General features: G+C 51.1%; 14 protein-coding genes and 1 pseudogene. 9 read left to right on the top strand and 6 right to left on the bottom strand.

Annotated features, from left to right (window positions below; all coding sequences use genetic code 11):
* Both PL640_RS25175 and PL640_RS25170 read left to right on the top strand, forming a co-directional pair.
* Window positions 1–502 (top strand): AGE family epimerase/isomerase (locus PL640_RS25175; protein ID WP_271363858.1); only part of this gene is annotated, 502 nt, incomplete at its 5' end.
* Window positions 503–681: 179 nt separating this feature from the next.
* Window positions 682–1,968 (top strand): glycosyltransferase family 4 protein, encoded by a 1,287-nt coding sequence (locus tag PL640_RS25170; RefSeq protein WP_271363857.1) that lies wholly within the window; start codon window positions 682–684, stop codon window positions 1,966–1,968.
* An 82-nt stretch (window positions 1,969–2,050) separates the two neighbouring features.
* Here PL640_RS25170 and PL640_RS25165 read toward each other — a convergent pair whose 3' ends face one another.
* From PL640_RS25165 to PL640_RS25145, 5 genes are all read right to left on the bottom strand, one after another.
* Entirely contained in the window at window positions 2,051–3,955 is a 1,905-nt protein-coding gene (locus PL640_RS25165; RefSeq protein WP_271363856.1) for a hypothetical protein, read from the bottom strand.
* Between the two features lie 125 nt (window positions 3,956–4,080).
* Entirely contained in the window at window positions 4,081–4,818 is a 738-nt protein-coding gene (locus PL640_RS25160) for an SDR family oxidoreductase (protein ID WP_271363855.1), read from the bottom strand.
* Window positions 4,815–6,140, bottom strand: a complete 1,326-nt coding sequence (locus PL640_RS25155) for an FAD-binding oxidoreductase (protein ID WP_271363854.1) — start codon at window positions 6,138–6,140, stop codon at window positions 4,815–4,817. Before PL640_RS25155 ends, PL640_RS25160 begins: the two co-directional genes overlap by 4 nt.
* Window positions 6,137–6,559, bottom strand: coding sequence for a GtrA family protein (locus PL640_RS25150; RefSeq protein WP_271363853.1), 423 nt, complete (start codon window positions 6,557–6,559; stop codon window positions 6,137–6,139). Before PL640_RS25150 ends, PL640_RS25155 begins: the two co-directional genes overlap by 4 nt.
* Window positions 6,556–7,986: a UbiA family prenyltransferase gene (locus PL640_RS25145; RefSeq protein WP_271363852.1), complete on the bottom strand. Its 1,431-nt coding sequence runs from the start codon at window positions 7,984–7,986 to the stop codon at window positions 6,556–6,558. The genes PL640_RS25150 and PL640_RS25145 overlap by 4 nt, the downstream gene beginning before the upstream one ends.
* 282 nt (window positions 7,987–8,268) lie before the next feature.
* Between PL640_RS25145 and PL640_RS25140 the strand changes: the two genes are divergently transcribed.
* The 7 genes from PL640_RS25140 (at window position 8,269) to PL640_RS25110 (ending at window position 18,075) form a co-directional block, all read left to right on the top strand.
* Entirely contained in the window at window positions 8,269–9,249 is a 981-nt protein-coding gene (locus tag PL640_RS25140) for an NAD-dependent epimerase/dehydratase family protein (RefSeq protein WP_271363851.1), read from the top strand.
* Window positions 9,250–9,283: 34 nt separating this feature from the next.
* Window positions 9,284–10,636: a UDP-glucose dehydrogenase family protein gene (locus PL640_RS25135; RefSeq protein WP_271363850.1), complete on the top strand. Its 1,353-nt coding sequence runs from the start codon at window positions 9,284–9,286 to the stop codon at window positions 10,634–10,636.
* The gene (locus PL640_RS25130; protein ID WP_271363849.1) at window positions 10,633–12,480 is read left to right on the top strand and encodes a hypothetical protein; all 1,848 of its coding nucleotides are present in this window, start codon (window positions 10,633–10,635) and stop codon (window positions 12,478–12,480) included. The genes PL640_RS25135 and PL640_RS25130 overlap by 4 nt, the downstream gene beginning before the upstream one ends.
* A gap of 129 nt (window positions 12,481–12,609) precedes the next feature.
* Window positions 12,610–13,392: a class I SAM-dependent methyltransferase gene (locus PL640_RS25125; protein WP_271363848.1), complete on the top strand. Its 783-nt coding sequence runs from the start codon at window positions 12,610–12,612 to the stop codon at window positions 13,390–13,392.
* A gap of 64 nt (window positions 13,393–13,456) precedes the next feature.
* Window positions 13,457–13,999 carry an NUDIX hydrolase gene (locus PL640_RS25120; RefSeq protein WP_271363847.1) on the top strand — a complete coding sequence of 181 codons (543 nt, stop codon included), beginning with the start codon at window positions 13,457–13,459 and terminating at the stop codon, window positions 13,997–13,999.
* Between the two features lie 31 nt (window positions 14,000–14,030).
* Window positions 14,031–16,010: a class I SAM-dependent methyltransferase gene (locus tag PL640_RS25115; RefSeq protein ID WP_271363846.1), complete on the top strand. Its 1,980-nt coding sequence runs from the start codon at window positions 14,031–14,033 to the stop codon at window positions 16,008–16,010.
* Entirely contained in the window at window positions 15,988–18,075 is a 2,088-nt protein-coding gene (locus tag PL640_RS25110) for an NAD(+) synthase (protein WP_271363845.1), read from the top strand. The genes PL640_RS25115 and PL640_RS25110 overlap by 23 nt, the downstream gene beginning before the upstream one ends.
* Before the next feature lie 88 nt (window positions 18,076–18,163).
* Here the strand turns inward: PL640_RS25110 and cpsB are convergent.
* A pseudogene (gene cpsB / locus PL640_RS25105) lies at window positions 18,164–18,308 on the bottom strand (mannose-1-phosphate guanylyltransferase/mannose-6-phosphate isomerase); the annotation flags it as partial.

Raw genomic sequence — 18,308 nt, 5'->3', positions numbered from 1 at the left:
CTTCGAGCATGACTGGACGCCGCATAAGAGCGACAAGGGCCGGATCATGGAGCCGGGCCACCAGTTCGAATGGGCATGGCTTCTGGTGCGCTGGGGCAGTCTGCGCAACAACGCCGAGGCGATCGACAAGGCCAAACGCCTGTTCGAGATCGGCGAAGAACATGGCATCTGCCCACGCCGCAAGGTGGCGGTGATGAGCCTCTACGATGATTTTTCGGTGCATGACGGATTGGCGCGGCTGTGGCCGCAGACGGAATGGCTGAAGGCGGCCTTGCGCCTTGCCAGCGTCCCCTCCGGCGAGGAACGGCAGCGTTCCCTCGCCTCGGGCCTCAGGGCCATCGGCGCGCTGCAGCCTTTCCTCGACACGCCGGTGAAGGGTCTCTGGTTCGACAAATGGCCGGCCGACAGGCCGATGCTCGACGAGCCGGCACCGGCCAGCACGTTCTATCACATCGTCTGCGCCATCTATGAGGCTGAGGCGGTGCTGGCGGTTAGTGGATGAATTGAAAATGATACCAATCGCCAAGGAGGAATAGCAGGAACTGTTTTCTAAATTGGCTCGTTTCATTTTTAAGCTTTTTTATTCCTATGTTTAAAATGGGATAGTGCTTTTGCTCTGTCAGCCAGTTAAAAAGACAAGGTGGGGCATCAAACTATGGTCACTCTTTCGAAAGGCACGTAATGGCCGTTGATCTGCTGAACCACGAAGATGAGCTAAAAATTGCTAAAGAACTCAACTCCCTGTTAGCTTCAAAATATGCTCAGGAGGTGGTCAATCGTGTTGCAAATGATGTCATGTCAACACAATTGAATGGAGATCGGGTTGGCGATGGAAAAGTGAAAAATGATAGAGGTAGCTTCCGCGCGACACTCCGTTCGCTTAATCCTGAGCGTCTGATACGAAGAGCGTTACGGAAGCGGTTTTCAAAACAGGGAACGGTCTCGAAGTCGCGGGAAGCTTTCGATTGTCCCGAATATTTTCCCTTATATGTTCAGGGTCTCAACATCCAATATAGTACCGGAACTTTAGTTGACAGGCGAGGTGTTGGCAGAGTTGCTCGTGAGATATTGAAGGAACTAATAAGGCGAGAGGCGCTCGCGACTCTCACGGTTGGATCAGCCTGCGAAAAGCCTATTCATTTTTTCCCTTCTGTTCATTGGTGTCCCTCAGAGCTGCCTCCTCGCTCTGTTGTTATGGTGCACGACGTTATTCCTTTGCTGTTTGAGGACATATTCCACAAATCAACTGTCGGCGAATGGAAGCAGAGATACATTCATACAATCAGGAACGCCGACCTTATTGTAACCGTTAGTGAAAGCAGTTCGGACGATATCTCGAGGATTATTGATATCCCGAAGGAAAAGATTCACGTCGTTTATAATGGTGTCGATGTTCTGGACTGGGAGGAAGACAAAAGTGTGGATTTGCTCACACCCGACGCTCCTTATTTCGTCTGTATAGGTTCCAACGATTACCATAAGAATATCGACGTCGTGATCAAGGCGATGGGCTACAGCAACGCAGATGATTATCATTTGGTCGTTGTTGGAAAATCACCAAAAGGGTTTTCTGCGGAGTTGACCTCCAGTAGCGCGGGAAAGATACATCCAGTCGGTCGCCTGACAGACGGGCAGTTGGCGAGAGTATTAAAAAGATCCAGGGGATTACTTTTCCCCAGTCTATATGAAGGCTTTGGTTTGCCTCCGTTAGAGGCGTTGATGCTTGAAGTTCCCTGCATATGCAGCACGAGACCTGCCATGACAGAATTGCTGCCCGACATGGTGATTTTTTGTGACCCGGATAAACCTCAGGATTGGGCGAATGCTATGCATCAATTGGCCAATTTCCCACCTGATACGAACATTAGAAGTCGAGTAGCCAGCGAACTTCGGCGCCAGTTCAATTGGGTGAGATCAACGGATTTGCTTTTATCTGTGCTTGGCAAACTTAAAGATGCTGAACGCTGAAAAGACTATGGACGCTGCGGTTGACGTGCATGAGGTTTTCCCAACGCTTTGCTACTCAGGAGGGAAATCTCAGCTGCCCAGGTTAGTTTCTGTCGTCTTGACCTGTTGAATGGAGCCGGACACCGGTAATACGGATGCCGTGCAGCTTATTGCCGGCTATGCGAAATTCCCAGTTGCCAAGGTCCTGCTGTCCTATAGTGAATTCGAGGCTGGTCGTGGCGGGTTTTCCGTTCAACCCGCGTTGCAGGCTCGTGGATATAGCTGGACCGGTTGCGGTATTGTACACTTCAATTGTGGCTTCGTCCGCACGCTCGTCGAAAATTCGTGCGTCTATGTCAACGCGGTATTTGCCCGGCGGCAACACTATGTCGGGGCCATAGAGCTTGTGTTTCCCGCCAGTACCGGCCAGATCGAGAATGGAGGTATTCACTTGACCGTATCGTGTTTTCATCTGCGGCAGCAGGTTACTGTCCATAACTGGCTGTAAGGCGAGACCGGCATTTTCCAGTTGCGCACGCGGTAGATGTGAGGCCAGATAGAATGGAGTGCCGGCAATTCGATAAAGCGACTCGGCCTCAAAGTTCGCCAATTGCTGGCGTACCTTGGCAAGGCTGATGCTGTTCTTATGCCAAACCAATGTTTCGGTTGGGCCGTTATCACCATTTGGATTATCGAGATCGTCTTCTTGCAGAAAGGCGCGCGGACGCAGCGAAAGCAGTGCCGGGTCAGCCTTCATGTGCCCAAGGAGATGGCGGTTTTTCTCGATATTGTCTGCTGCCTTGTCAGTGTCTCTTACCACGTTGCTGTTCCAGGCCGGTAGTAGGGAAATCCAAGGGAAAGTCATGGAAATACCGGCGATCATAAATATTGGAATTAGTATATTTATACTTGCCAGACGTTGAAGCGTATCGGTTTTCTTAAGATGTGATATCTGCGGTGCTGCGCTCCACCACAGAAACCAGAAAATCGCGATTTGAAAGGGAAAGGGGTAATAGACGTCCATTCGGCCCGCAGCGTCGCTGAAGGCAGTGAAGTTGAGAAGTGACCATGGAATATAAGCCAGGAAACCGAAAAAAGGTATCGGATTGCGCCATACGATCGTCGCCAGCAAAGCAACGGCGGCGGGCAGCACGAGGTAGAGCCGCTCCGAGAACAAGATGGCGAGCCGCTCCTGGATCAGTGACCACGTGAGGTGTGCATAGGGTGGCACACCAGTGTAGATGCGGGTAAAGGCACCATCAGCTGTAAATAGCGAACTTCGGATCAGCACGGCTGCCAGAGACAGGCAGAAGGCCGGCAGTAGCAACATCAGGATATTGCGACCAGCTGTCACACGACGGTTAATCCACATGGTCCATACCCATAAGAGCCCGAGCGGCGCAACGATATGGAAGCCCATATCCTCACGAACCGAAAGTGCTAACATTAAAAACAATGCAGCCATCCGCCAATTGCCGCTAAAAAAGGCGGCAAGGCAGGCGCAGACCATTAACGTGCCCAACGCTTCGATATGGGGGTATGCCAAGATAAACATGGCCAGGCCGTTGAAAGCAAAAGCCAACGCCAGGAGGGAATGCCAAATCGGTCTTTCTGCAAAATAAGATATTCTGCGCAGGGCAATCCACGCCATTAAACCGCTGCCACCGAGAACTACGCCCTGGAAGCTGGCAAACCACGTTATCGGCCCCCATGGCCAGAAAAAGCTCAGCAGGCCAATCGCGTAAAGAATTGGCGACAAATGTGTGCTATAAAAAAGATTGTTGTCGAGAACAGCTGGATTGGTGAGGTAAAAATCCTGTGGGCGCCACATCAGTGCCGCAAACCAGCCGCTATCGTGCAGATAGCCACCCGACACATAGAAATGGTTCATGACAAAGCTGAAACCGGCTAGAAATGGTACAACAAAGGAGAGAAGTGCGGCTATGCATTCCTTCATTGGTGCGACTGTTGGCGCTGTCGGTTCAGGTGTTTGGCAAATCATTCCCATTTTGTTGCTTCTCCGTCGCCGTTCCTGCGACGATCTCTTAAATTACCATACAAGTACTGCACCGGTATCGGTGTGATCCCGATCAGGTATGCTTCTTCACGCAGAAACGGACGAATATACAATCTTTATATTTTCATCATTTTAAAGAAACGCTCCGGAATATTTCTAATGATCAGCATGATCAGCTGCCAGACGGGACGTACGTAAACGATGTTTCTCTTGCGTAGAACTGCGCGCTCAATCGCAACCGCAACCTCTTTTGGGTCGGCTGTCAGTGCTGCCGGTAAATCCATCCCCTCTGTCATTTTGGTTGCAACAAACCCCGGTAAAACTGTAACCACATGGACGCCACGCTTGGCGAGGCGGTTGCGTAGGCCGGAAAGAAACGCTGTGAAAGCAGCTTTCGCGGAACCGTAGACGTAATTAGTCGCGCGGCCGCGCTCGCCAGCAACGGAACTGATCCCGACAAGCGTACCCGAGGCCCGTTGTTCAAAGCGATTGGCGAGAAGAGCCAGGATACTTGCCGGGCCTTCATAATTACTGCGCATGACCTGGCTTGCGGCAATAGGATCGCGTTCGCTTTCCTCCTGACGTCCCATCAACCCGATGGTGGATATTGCAATTTCGGGTAAACGGGGAAGGTTGCTCAGGAATTCTTCATGTGTTTCGATCGAGAGTGCATCAAATTCATGCAGTGTCACCTCGATACCATAACGGAGCTCGATATCACTTTTCTCGATGTTGAGACCTTCGGCATTTCGCGCTGCCAGTTGGATAGCGTATCCCCCTGCGGCAAATGTATGGGCTACAGCGTTGCCAATGTCCGACCGAGCTCCAATAATAAGGACAGCCGGTTTCGTCATATTGATAGCCTTTCTGCCTGAGACGAAATAAAGCGGCTTTTCCAGCCATTTTCGTCCCGGTTATTTATGAATTTTTCTACGCGGGCGTCTGAGGCACGTAGCGTGCGGGCGGACATACGGCTGTCTTTCGCCAAGTAGAAGCGCCCGCCATTCTCGACTGCAATTTCATCCAGATGCTTCAGCAGACGAAGGGTTTTCCTCGAGATTGGGAAATCAAGCGCAAGAGTGTAGCCTTCCATGGGAAAGGAAAATTTGCTGTCCTGGGGACCAAGTCTTTTAAGAACAGCCAGAAAAGAGCCTGCTCCAGCTAGTGAGATGGCCTCAAGCAGGGCCGTAATTCCTTTTTCTGAACGATCAAGAGGCAACACACATTGAAATTGAGCAAACCCACTCCGACCATATATCCTGTTCCAGCCCAGTATCGCATCTAATGGGTAGAAATATGAATCGCAATCAACGAGATGCTCTCCAGTTTTCCTTGCCCCCTTTTTGTAATACAGCTTGTTGAACAGGCTTACGGTTATTCGATTCAAGATACCAGATGGCAAAGTGATGGGTAATCTGACTTCACGTTTATCCGGCTGCGCAAATGGTTTGTTGGCATATTTCGCTGGGAGGTCGGATATCGAGGCATGTTCGCCTAACATGATTAGAGAACGCCCTAAGTCCTTTCCACGTCCGAGGCAATCGATCCAAGCGACTGAGTAAGTTGCATCTTTGTATTTTTCGAAGACTTCAATCGCCGTCTGCAGGTTCGGAGCGGGGACAGTTGTTTGCCGGATCCACGAAGTCTCGACACGTTTGAGGCGGAACGCCGCACGTAGAATGATCCCGGTAAGACCCATGCCGCCCAATGTGTGTTCGAAAAGATTAGTATTCGTCTCGTGGGAGCATCGGATAGTCTCGCCTTTGAAGTCCAGGACATCTATCCAGTCGACACATGTTCTAAAACTGCCCTCTTTGTGGTGGTTTTTACCATGGATATCCGCAGCAATCATGCCACCGAGAGTAACGAATTTCGTTCCTGGCGTGACCATGGGGAACCAACCCCTAGGCAGAAATGCCTTGATGACGTCGCCCAACAGTACCCCAGCCTCAGCGACAAGCTGACCTGTCTGCGTTTGGAAAGAGAGCATGCGATTGAAATATTTCATCGAAATAGTGCTGAATGGATTAATCGCACTATCGCCATACGCACGACCATTGCCGCGAGCTATTAGGCTATGTTTGGAGTTCACCAAATTGCGCAGTGTTTCCACATCGCGCGGAAAATAAAGTTGGGTGTCTATCGAAGGGTATCGACCCCAGCCTGATATGTTCATAGCGCGAGCTCTCTGCGTTTATCGTTAAAGACAAACCTCTTGTCGAGATTGTATTTAACGACATATCCTATCGACAACCCGATAATGGCGCCGATTTCCCGCATAAGATCGGTTTGCCAGATTTGCCAAAACGTCGTTTCGGTTCCCCAGAATATCAGAGTGGTTAGAATGCCCATTATTGTGTACAGCGTGAATTTTCGGGTGTTGTTTTTCACTCCCATATCTTGGTCATAGAAAATCCATCGCTTGTCGAGTGCATATTTTATAACGAGACCTACGAGCGTTCCCAATGCCATGGCCGCAATAAGGTGGATACCGGTGCTTCCAGTCTGAAGAACAATCCGTTGCGTTGCCAGGTTTGCAAAAGTCGCTACGACGGCGAATATCGCATACCGGAAAGTCAGCGTACCTAGTGTCATAATAATGCACTACCCAGTGTGAAGGCCAAGATTATCAATGCACATATTTGACTGGTGCCATCTTTAGCCGCGTATACGACTGGATCGTCATGCATCAAGCCTCGGTGTGCGATCATAACAGCGCGGGTGATCCAATAAAGGAGAATAGCGCAGACCCCCCAAAGCGCCTCCGGACACGCATAAAGCTCCATTACTGCAGGCGAATTGACATAAAGCGTCATCACGAGCACGGAGACGTACCCGGCAGCGATCGCGATCATTGAAATTATAGGCAAGTCATCGACATGATAACCCCTGCCGCTCGGCTTCAGATCGCCCCGCTCAGCGCTGTCTATTAGCTCGGCCTGCCTTTTGATGGCTGCCAGTGACAAGAAAAAGAAAACAGAGAAAGCCAGCAGCCAGATTGATATGTCAATTGACGTCGCTACGGAACCGGCAAAAATCCTTATCGTATAAAGTGCAGCGAGCATACAGATATCAATAATAATCAATCGCTTCAGATAGAGCGAATAAGCGGTCGTCAACAGATAGTAGCCGATCATGACTACCAAAAATTTCCAGCTTATAAAAAGTGCGAAAAAAGAACCGAGACCTACAAGCGTTCCCGCCATTAGAGTGCCATGTGCGATTGGAACGGTGCCGGCGGCAAACGGTCGTTCTCGTTTTCGAGGATGCGCTCTATCTGCAGAAAGGTCGAGCAGATCGTTCAAGATGTATACGCCTGAGGCTATCAGGCTGAAGCATACAAATGCCGCTATCGACGACAGTATAGTTCGTCCATCTATCTGATGTGCGGCAAGCATAGGTACGAATACGAGGAGATTCTTTAACCATTGGTGAGGCCTGAGTGCCTGGATATATGGTTTTATAGAATCTTTTTCGCTCTGAAGATGTTCCGCGATGTCGCAAAGTACGTCGACTTTCGCGCGTACTTTTCTTGGCGCATCGACTGTGATTGCTTTTTCCGCACGTTCCCACACGGGTAAATCGGCCGCGGTGTCCCCCATGTAAAAAAAGCCACTTTCGCCGAAGCGCTCTTCCAAAAAGGCGGCTTTCGTTGCACCTTTTAGATTTCGTGTGCCGTCAGAGCCGTGTACCTCATCAAAGATACCGAGGTGATCCGCTATTGCTTGTGCGACTTGCTGATCAGTGGCTGTAACGAGGACGGCACGACCACCGGCGTTTCTCCATTCCTCGATATAAGCCAGTACCATATCATTATAAGGAAGCACGCTAGCATCTACGGTTGCCGCGCAGGCGAGGTGGCGTTTCAAGTGAGCACGACCATGTGGCAATGCCGAAATTGCGCTGAAAATACAACGCCAATTCGAGCTGAAGGCCGACCAGAAATTTTCGTACAGCATGTCGGTGCGGAGAAGGGTTCCATCCAAGTCAACGACCAGCATTTTTCGGGTATCGAAATTCAACGGTTCATCGCTCTTTCGTCATGCGTTTTTGTTGTGGTGGAGCCCGGATAGGGAAAGGATGCTATCGGGCGGTTATTCCATCGCGGATGTGAGGGATCCTCGCTATCCATTTTAGGGCGTCCTAACGTATAGGGCTGGGTCACGCAATCGATTGATGGCCGCTTGGCGCAGAAACATTCTGAAAAGATCGGAAATAATTCGAAACCTATTGAAAACTTCCAACATTATCTGATAGCTGCTGCGGGCGCATAATTGCGGATTTTTCTTGTTGGGAAGAGACACATGAAAACGGCACTCGTCTGCGGAGCAGGTGGATTTATTGGCGCACATCTGGTCAAGCGCCTGAAACGTGAAGGTTTTTGGGTGAGAGGCGTAGACCTCAAGTTCCCAGAATACGCTGCAACTGAGGCTGACGATTTCGTTATCGCAGACTTGCGGGAGCAGGCTAACTGTCGAGCAGTAATTGATCGCAGGTTCGATGAGGTATATCAGCTCGCCGCCGATATGGGTGGTGCAGGATATATTTTTACCGGTGAGAATGACGCCGATATCATGCACAATTCGGCTACCATCAATCTCAACGTTCTGGATGCCTGCTACCGCCGCAATATAAAGCGGGTATTTTACAGTTCTTCAGCCTGTATGTATCCCGAGCATAACCAGACTGACCCGAGTGCTCCCGTAACGCGGGAAGACAGTGCTTATCCGGCAAATCCGGACAGCGAATATGGCTGGGAAAAGCTGTTTTCCGAACGTCTTTATCTTGCTTATAATCGCAATCACGGAATGGAATGCCGTGTTGCGCGTTATCATAACATCTTTGGCCCGGAGGGATCCTGGGTTGGTGGGCGAGAGAAGGCGCCGGCAGCACTTTGCCGTAAAGTTGCGGAGGCCGAAGCTGGTGGAGCGATCGAAATCTGGGGCGATGGTCTGCAGACGCGGTCATTTCTCTTTGTCGATGAATGCCTCGAGGCCACTCTACGGCTGACTCGTTGTGAAACCTTTGCTGGACCGGTGAATATTGGTTCTGAAGAGATGGTTTCGATCAACGAACTTGCCAAGATCACCATGCGAGTGGCTGGCAAGGATCTCGAAATTCACAATATTCCAGGCCCGCAAGGTGTACGTGGTCGTAACTCCCACAATGACCTTATTCGAGAAAAACTGGGATGGGAGCCAAGTCTCACGCTGGAGCAGGGGCTAGCCCGTACCTATCCCTGGATTGCTCGTCAGGCCGAGCTTGCACGTGGAAAAAACAAGTGACGGCCAGTGGCCCGATCTGTAGCGAGATATTATTATGAAGCCGAAACTCTCTGTTATAGGCTTGGGCAAACTTGGTGCGCCCATGCTTGCCGTCTTTGCCAAAAAGGGCTTTGATGTCATTGGTATGGACTTGAATTCCGCATTTGTGGATTCAATCAATCGTGGTGTGGCGCCGGTTCCGGAGCCGCAGCTCCAGGAATTGATCACGGAGCATGGTGGGCGCATTCGCGCTACGACCGATATGCGGGAGGCGGTGCTTTCCTCGGATGTGACCTTTATCATCGTTCCGACGCCAAGTGGGCCAGATCGTTTCTTCCGCAATGACTATGTGATCTCTGCGCTGGAGAGCATCGGCGCTGCGTTGCACGACAAGGTCGGCTACCACAACATAGTCGTTACTTCGACCGTTATGCCGGGCTCTACAGGCGGTATATTGCGTCAGACCCTTGAGCGGGCATCCGGCCGGACTGTGGGCTCGGATCTCGGTTTGTGTTATAATCCGGAGTTCATCGCGCTTGGCACCGTGGTTCGCGATATGCTTTATCCTGATATGATTCTTATTGGAGAAAGCGACGCTAAAGCGGGTGATTTGCTTGAAAGTGTCTATCGTGGCTCTACCGAGAGCAGCCCCGAGTTTCAGCGGATGAACTGGGTCAATGCGGAATTGTGCAAGATTGCCGTCAACACCTACGTGACGACTAAGATCAGCTACGCGAACATGATTGCCGACATGTGTGATCATCTCGACGGAGCAGACGCCGACGTGGTAACCGACGCACTCGGTGCAGACAGCCGAATCGGCAAGAAGTATATCAAGGGCGCTATCGGTTACGGTGGGCCCTGTTTCCCGCGCGACAACAAGGCGTTTGCGGCGCTTGGACGCAGCCTTGGCGCACGCACCGATCTTGCCGAAGCGACGGATGTCATCAACGATCATCAGACCGAACGTCTTGTGAGGGCCATAGCGGCGTCGGCTGATCCCGGGGCAGAGGTTGCTATCCTCGGGCTGTCCTACAAACCGGAGACGCCGGTGATAGAGGAAAGTCAGGGATTGGCGCTCGCTCATAAACTGGTCAGCATTGGCTATCGTGTGCGGATCACGGACCCGCAGGCGCTCGTCAGTCTTCCGGATCAGATCGCCGATGGAATCGTAATCAAGGTTGATGCCGAAAGTGCCATGACGGGAGCAGATGTTGTGGCCATCGTGACGCCCTGGAAAGCCTATCGCAATCTCGACATTGCGGCGGCGGGACCGAAGGCGGTTATCGATCCATGGCGAGTTGTGGATGCTGCAAAGCTTTCGGCTGCAATAACACTGATCAGGCCCGGGATGGGCGATTGGCTCTTAGACGCCGCCGCAGCGAAACATAACCGGGTAATGTCATGATATCGATCGTCCTCTACGGAAGGAACGACAGTTACGGCTATAACCTCCACAAGAGGGCTGCTCTTAGCCTGAATTGTATGGCGGAAGTGCTGACCGACGAAAATGATGAAATTCTTTTCGTTGACTACAACACGCCGGATGATTTTCCGACCTTCCCGGAGGCGATCTGCGACACGCTGACAGACCGTGCGAAACGCCTTTTGCGGATTATCCGCATAAGACCGAGCCTTCATAATCAGCTGTTTGCATCTCGTACCCATCTGAAGGCTCTTGAGCCGATTTCGCGTAACGCTGCCGTCCGACGGTCCAACCCTGCAAACCGTTGGATCTTGTCGACCAATACCGACATGATCTTCGTGCCGCGCGGTTCGCAGTCCCTATCTGAGCAATTGGCAGAACTGAAAGACGGATTTTATTGCGCGCCTCGTTTTGAAATCCCGGAAACGTTATGGGAGAGCTTTGATAGGCTTGATCCGGCAGGGGTTATCGCTGAAACGCGTAGTGCGGGAGAGAATTTCTATTTGAATGAGGTCGTGTATGGGATGGATTCTATTCTGTACGATGCGCCCGGTGATTTTCAGCTGATAAAGCGAGACGACCTTTTTTCCATTCACGGTTTCGATGAACGTATGCTACTGGGCTGGCATGTAGACGCTAATATTTCGAAGCGTCTTATCATGCGCCGCGGCAAGATTGACGACGCTCTACCTTTTGTCCTCGGCTACCATTGCGATCACACTCGTCAAACCACTCCGGCTCACGCGCATAAGAGTGTCGAAAACAGCGCGGACGACTTTTTCCATAATATTCTACAGCCGGAAATACCGAGTCAGTCCAAAACCTGGGGTCTTGCCGATATCGACTTAGAAGAAATAAGTCTAACTGACACGATAAACCTAGCGTATCGCAAAGCGCTTAGCGAAGCCATCGATCAGCCTCTGAAAGGCTTGATTGAGGCGCGCTATCGGCCAGAATCCTACGATCGGGAAGTTGCAACACCGGAACACGTGCTCCCATTCCTTGTTGATTTATTTGCCAACGCTCCAAGAAATACGAATGTCGTCTGGCTTGGGCCGAAAGATCGTATTTACGATCTCTTCATAAATTGTTGGCGGAATTTGGGGTTTTCGGCAGATGTATCTCATTGGCAGGACGATATAAACGTTATTGACCGCGCAGATGCTTTTATTATTAATTTTGGGCTTCCCAAAAAAGTGGAAGGCGATGCGTCGTCCGCATTGATGGAACAATTTTATACAGTTGTAACAAATGAACGGGATCACTTAGCAGCGAATAATGAGCCACGCCGCATTATTGGTGTGAATGCCATTCACAATGGTTTTGAGTCTCTGATGCAGCGGTTTGTTGGCTGCAGTCGAACGCCGTTTTCAGCCAGATTGCGGCACGGTTACTTGCTAAAGTCTGCGTTTGTCGATGCGCAAGACTGGACCGGGGAAATGCATGCAGGTGCCGCCGGGAAAAAGGATGAGGATATAATCCATTCCACGGGAGCGAATGGACATATATTTTATGGTCCTTATGCCAATTTGATGCCGGGCAATTATAGGGTCGATATAAGTCTCATAAAACGCTGGAATCATTGGCCTACATCGAAGTTGCGCCTCGAAATTACCCAAGGCGAGAAAACGGTTGAGGCTGTGAAAGTCAACTTTTTTGGACCAAGGAAAATTATTTCTCTGCCGTTGCAAATCACAACACAGGATTTATCTCTCCCTATTGAGGTTCGCCTTCATTCAATTGGAAGGTCTCGGCTGACTCTTGAGCGGATAACTGTAAAAAGAGTTCAACCTTTGATGAATAGCCTGGTTGAAACATCGGTGTGATATACGGTGTTGTTTCCTGCATCTCTATGGAAAATGGTAAGCTTGATCGATTGAGCGCTCAGAGCCATCGCGAAACAAACCCCTAGGTAACTGAAACTGCTATCTTCATTCAATAACAAGGATTCACCCGTGACTGACAACGCCACCATTGAAGACGTAAAAGAATACTGGAATCGTCGCCCTTGCAATGTTCGACATTCAAAGCGCGAAGTGGGTTCTCGAGAATACTTCGATGAAGTTGAAGCCCGAAAGTACCTTGTCGAACCTCACATTCCGGGTTTTGCGGAATTCTCACGCTGGAGCGGCAAAAAAGTACTAGAAGTAGGATGTGGTATTGGTACTGATGCGATCAATTTCGCTCGCAGTGGCGCACTATATTCTGGGATCGAGCTTTCGGAAGCAAGTCTTGCGATCGCAAAGTCGCGATTTGAAGTGTTTGGACAAGACGGAAATCTACAGCAGCTGAACGCTGAAGCGCTTACACAAGGATTCCCAGAGAACAATTTTGATTTAGTATACTCTTTTGGCGTGATTCATCATACACCCAATCCTCGTGGCGTAATCGAACAAATCCGTAAAGTTATCAAGTCCGACGGTGAATTGCGAATTATGCTATATGCAAAGCGGTCTTGGAAGGCTGCTATGATTGAAGCTGGACTCGATCAACCTGAAGCTCAGTCAGGATGTCCAATTGCTTTCACCTACGATGAGCGCGATGTTCAAGAGCTTCTTTCTGGATGCTTCGAGGCTACAGAAATTCGGCAAGATCACATTTTTCCATACCAGATCGAGCAATACGTTAATTATGAATATGTGCGGCAGCCGTGGTTTGAAACTATGCCGCCGGAGTTGTTCCGCGCGCTTGAACAGAGTCTGGGATGGCATTTGTTGATAACAGCAAAGCCTGTTTGAGATTACGTGAGAGATTACTCTCTCTTTGGGAGAGCTATAACAGTTTGAGGGTGCGGAAGCAGAAATGGAAAGTGTCTGGTCCGTCAAAAATCGAAGGGAGCTCTATTCGTCTCCCTTCGTAACCCTTTCGGTTGAGACGGTTTCATTGCCGGATGGGCGCGTTGTCAACGATTATCATCAAGTTCACTTGCCTGATTTTTCGATCGCCGTACCGATTCTCGCGGACGGTCGTATCTTGACCTTATGGCAATATAAACATGGTGCTCGGTGTTATTCCATGACCTTTCCCGCTGGCCATGTGGAGCCCGGGGAAGATGCTGTTGAAGCGATGCAGCGGGAACTGCGCGAAGAAACCGGTTATGTGGCTGAGAACGCGGTTAGCTTTGGCAGTTATGCCGTTAGCGGCAATCAGGGCTGTGGGCGGGCGCATCTTTTTGCCCTGACGGGTTGCCGTTCCGCCGGCGTTGCTGATCATGACGATCTTGAAACTTTCGATCTTAGAGTTATGACAGTGGAGGAAATAAATGCGGCGATCGATCAGGGACATTGTTCAATCCTTCCTCAGCTCGCCGTCTGGCTCGCGACCAGAGCACATTTCCGGTTCTGACAATCAGCCACTAGCCGAACGCCAACCCGACTTGGTAGTTGAATCGACGGCACCAGCTGTCCAGCTTGATCCTGCTCCGATCTGGACAATGGTTCCTGACGCAGAACCAATTCGGCTCGGTTCCTATTACGCCCATATGCGTGGCTATTATCCCTATTGTGATATGCAAACCAAACGGTGGTGTGTCCGCAACATTGGCCGTGATTGGCACATTTTTGATGTCGGGGGTAATATTGGATATTACTCCGCACTTTTTGGTCGCTGCGCACCTGAAGGTCGCGTTGTGGCGTTCGAGCCTACGGAAACGCATCGTATGCTCAGACACAATCTTGAGGTCAACGGGATTTCAAATGTCGAAGTCCGGCAGATAGCAATGGGTGAGACCGAGGGTAACCGTCGGGACGCGATATTTCGCGTCCGGGGCAGTCCAGCGGAAGTGGAGGAGTTCCCTTTCTCGACAGTGGACGCGGAAATGCGGCGTCTGGAATGGGACAGACTCGATCTTCTTAAAGTTGATGTCGATAACTTCGATCTCGAAGTGTTGAAAGGTTCTCTTCAGACCCTCGACAAATTTAACCCGTGGGTTCTCGTCGAGCTTAATCACGCCTTGGCAGAGAGAAAACAGAGCGTGTCTCACGCGCTCGAGTGGTTGGCATCAGTAGGTTACCACGATGCTCTTGTGATGGACGGTGAGAATTTCCTTTTGCGCCGTTCGGAAGGCGCACCGGTTGCCGTTGACGGCTTGCAGCTCGTTCATGAACGAGAGCCCGTCTATGTTGTGCCTGCTCTTATAGCGACGGAAGCCTTGGCAGCCGATGTTGCTGACGCTTTTGAAACGGCCGGTACGGGTGTTTTGGATGAAGAAACCGGTGAATTGATTATCGATGCTCCCTCTTGGGGCTATGGCTTGACTTGGAAAGTGCAACCGATCTGCGAAGGACCGGCAATCGTACGTTTGTCGGTTGGTGTTTCTGGAGCGGATATCGGGGTTCTCTGCGTAAGAGACGGGTTTTCGGATATCGTTGGATCGGAAGCTTTTATACTCCCGGGCGGAGAAACTACAGTCGAGATAGCGCTTGATCAGGTCCAGGACCTGCGCGGGATTGTTATCAGAAGAGGCCCGACGCTACCCGGCGTGGCTCGAGTGCGTTTCAATGAGCCGATTGTCCTGCAAGCGGAAGCTAGGCGCAATGTTACCCCGCCGCTTTCGATGAACCCGGCTCAAAAGGAGACCAACTTGAGTGTTGCCGCGCAAGCGCTGCCACCATTGCCTTTTGATGTGCCAGAAGACCGGCTCGAGATTGTTGATGCCCATATGCTGGGAGAACGCCTCGGCTTGGACTACTCGTTCCGAGCTCCGATAAATCTCGTCAATATGTCGCTTACACAGTTCCGTATGGAAGTCCATGACGCGAAGATATTGACACAACTCTACCGCGCCTTTCGACCAAAACATCACCTGGAGTTTGGGACCTGGGAGGGGTTTGGCGCGCGGCTTTGCCTGCAAAATTCCGAAGCTCTAGTCTGGACGCTGAACCTTCCCGAAGGAGAAAAAGATGATGAAGGGCGTCCTTTGTATTCAGACGCATCCGGCGTCACTGATGGCGGAAACCGGATCGGACGACTTTATCGCGAAGCTGGATTGGCCGGGCGAGTAACCCAGATGTTGATGGATAGCCGGGAGTTCGATATAGCTGCTTTCGGTCCGGGTTTTTTCGATACGGTCCTGATCGACGGTGGCCATACGGCCGATGTGGTGACCAACGATACCGAAAAGGCGTTGCAGGTGGTTCGTCCCGGCGGACTTGTCATGTGGCATGACTTTTGTCCGGACCCCCTGATTGTAGCTGAACAAAATGCTGCTCAGGGCGTCGTTGAAGCAGTGCTGCAGAATTGGAAGCAGTGGCGTCCGCGCTTTTCATCCTTATTTTGGGTAAGACCCTCCTGGCTTCTGGTCGGGGTCGTTGCTGATGGCGGTATAAATGTAAATGAAGACAATGATACGCAATAAACAGGTTACATCCGCGACTTTTCCTTCGGTGTACGCGCAGGGTTTTGTTCGTTGTGCGGTTGCTTCACATTTGGTTACGCCTGCTTCGCCGTTGGCCAATGCCGCAGCGACGATACCATTACTAGAATCGGCAGACGAACAGTCTGTAGGCCTTCTCGTCCTACCGGAGCTAGGTCTGACTGGTTACGCGATTGATGATCTGCTGCACCAGCAGACGCTCCTTGACGAGGCGGAATCGGCTCTTGAACTGCTGCGAAAGCGCACTGAGACGCTAATGCCTGTCGTTCTCGTCGGAATGCCGGTCCGCTGGCAGGGACACCTTCTCAATTGTGCGGTTGTGCTGCATCGAGGTCGGCTTTTGGGTATTGTACCAAAAACCTATCTGCCCAATTATCGCGAATTCTACGAGGCGCGACACTTCGCATCGGGTGCCATAGTTGAAAAGGGTGCTATGATAGAGGTGTTGGGAACTGAAGTTCCAATCGGTACGGACCTTTTGTTCACTGCGCATGATATAGAGAATTTTGTGCTGGCGATTGAAATTTGCGAAGATGTTTGGGTGCCAACACCGCCCTCATCCATGGCCGCTCTTGCAGGCGCGACAGTCATAGCAAATCTTTCTGCGTCCAATGCTATTATCGGCAAGTCGGCCGAACGTCACGCGCTTTGCCGTGTGCAATCTGCTCGTTGCAATGCTGCTTACCTCTATTCGGCCGCCGGTTTTGGTGAGTCGACTACTGACCTTGCCTGGGATGGCCATGCGATGGTCTATGAAGCTGGTACTCTTTTGGCTGAATCCGAGCGCTTTTCTACAAGCGCCGGCATGATTGTTACGGATGTCGATCTGGAACTTCTGGCAGCCGAACGACTGCGAAACGGTAGCCTTGTTGCAAATCGGCGCGATCTTGCGCCGAAAGCCTATAGGCACATCGGCTTTCACCTTCAGCCCCCAGCAAGTGACATAGGCCTGCACCGAAAAGTTGCCCGCTTTCCATTCGTCCCTGATGACAAAGATCAGCTTGACGTTCTCTGTGAGGAGGCTTTCCAGATACAATCTCAAGGTCTTGCTCGCCGTTTAAAGGCCAGTAACATTGAGCGTGTGGTCATCGGTGTTTCGGGTGGATTGGATAGTTCACACGCACTGCTGGTTGCGCTTCACGCCATGGATCTGCTGAAACTTCCCCGTTCAAATGTTCTAGCGTGGACCTTGCCTGCTTTTGCGACCTCTAATACGACGAAATCGAATGCTTGGCGACTTATGCGAGCGTTGGGAGTGACCGCGGACGAGATCGATGTAGGGCCGGCTTCAATGCAAATGTTGCGGGATATCGGCCATCCCGCCGCAGAGGGAGAGAAGGTTTATGATATTACCTTCGAGAACGTCCAAGCGGGAGCTAGGACGTCGCTCCTTTTCCGACTGGCAAACCGTCACAACGCGATTGTTCTAGGCACCGGCGATCTCTCTGAACTAGCTCTTGGCTGGGCAACCTATGGCGTCGGTGATCATATGAGCCATTACAACGTCAATTGCTCGGTCCCAAAAACGCTTATCCAGCACCTTATTCGATGGGTCGCGGCACGCGGACTGTACGGTGAAGAAGCATCCGACGTTCTTCGGAATATATTGTCCACAGAAATCAGTCCAGAGTTAGTACCGGGTGATGCAGATGCGCCGAGCCAAAGGACTGAGGATTTCGTCGGACCTTATGCCCTTCAAGATTTCAATCTTTTTTATACGGTAAGATATGGCATGAGGCCGTCTAAGCTGGCTTTCCTTGCATGGCACGCTTGGAGGGATGTCAAAACGGGTAGCTGGCCACCGGATTTCGCAGACGCTGATAGACGGGACTACGATTTGGAAACCGTTCGATCATGGCTAAGAGTTTTCATCAGGCGCTTTTTCCAAACCAGCCAGTTCAAACGAAGCGCCGTTCCAAACGGTCCTAAAACGAGCTCAGGCGGCTCTTTGTCTCCGCGTGGCGACTGGCGGATGCCATCAGATGCGTCAGCGGATGCCTGGTTGCGGGAGCTTGACCTAGCACTAGCCCCGCCGCCGAAAAATTAAGAGAGGCTGGCAGCGCATTCTGGTCAAATGACATCTCTCTATCGATTATAAATCCGAATGCTCCGTTTATGTGAGGAGCATTCGTTAATTACGTCCTTTTATAATCATCCTCGATGCGGATGACATCATCCTCTCCGATATAGGCTCCGGTCTGGATTTCGACCAGCTCCAGCGGGATCTGCCCCTCATTGGCCAGCCGGTGCGGCTGGCCGATCGGGATATAAACCGACTGG

Source organism: Agrobacterium sp. ST15.16.024 (assembly GCF_027956545.1).
GTDB classification, from domain to species: Bacteria; Pseudomonadota; Alphaproteobacteria; order Rhizobiales; family Rhizobiaceae; genus Agrobacterium; species Agrobacterium cucumeris.
The sequence above is the reverse complement of the archived record's forward strand: the minus strand, read 5'-3'. Positions and strand labels throughout refer to the sequence as shown.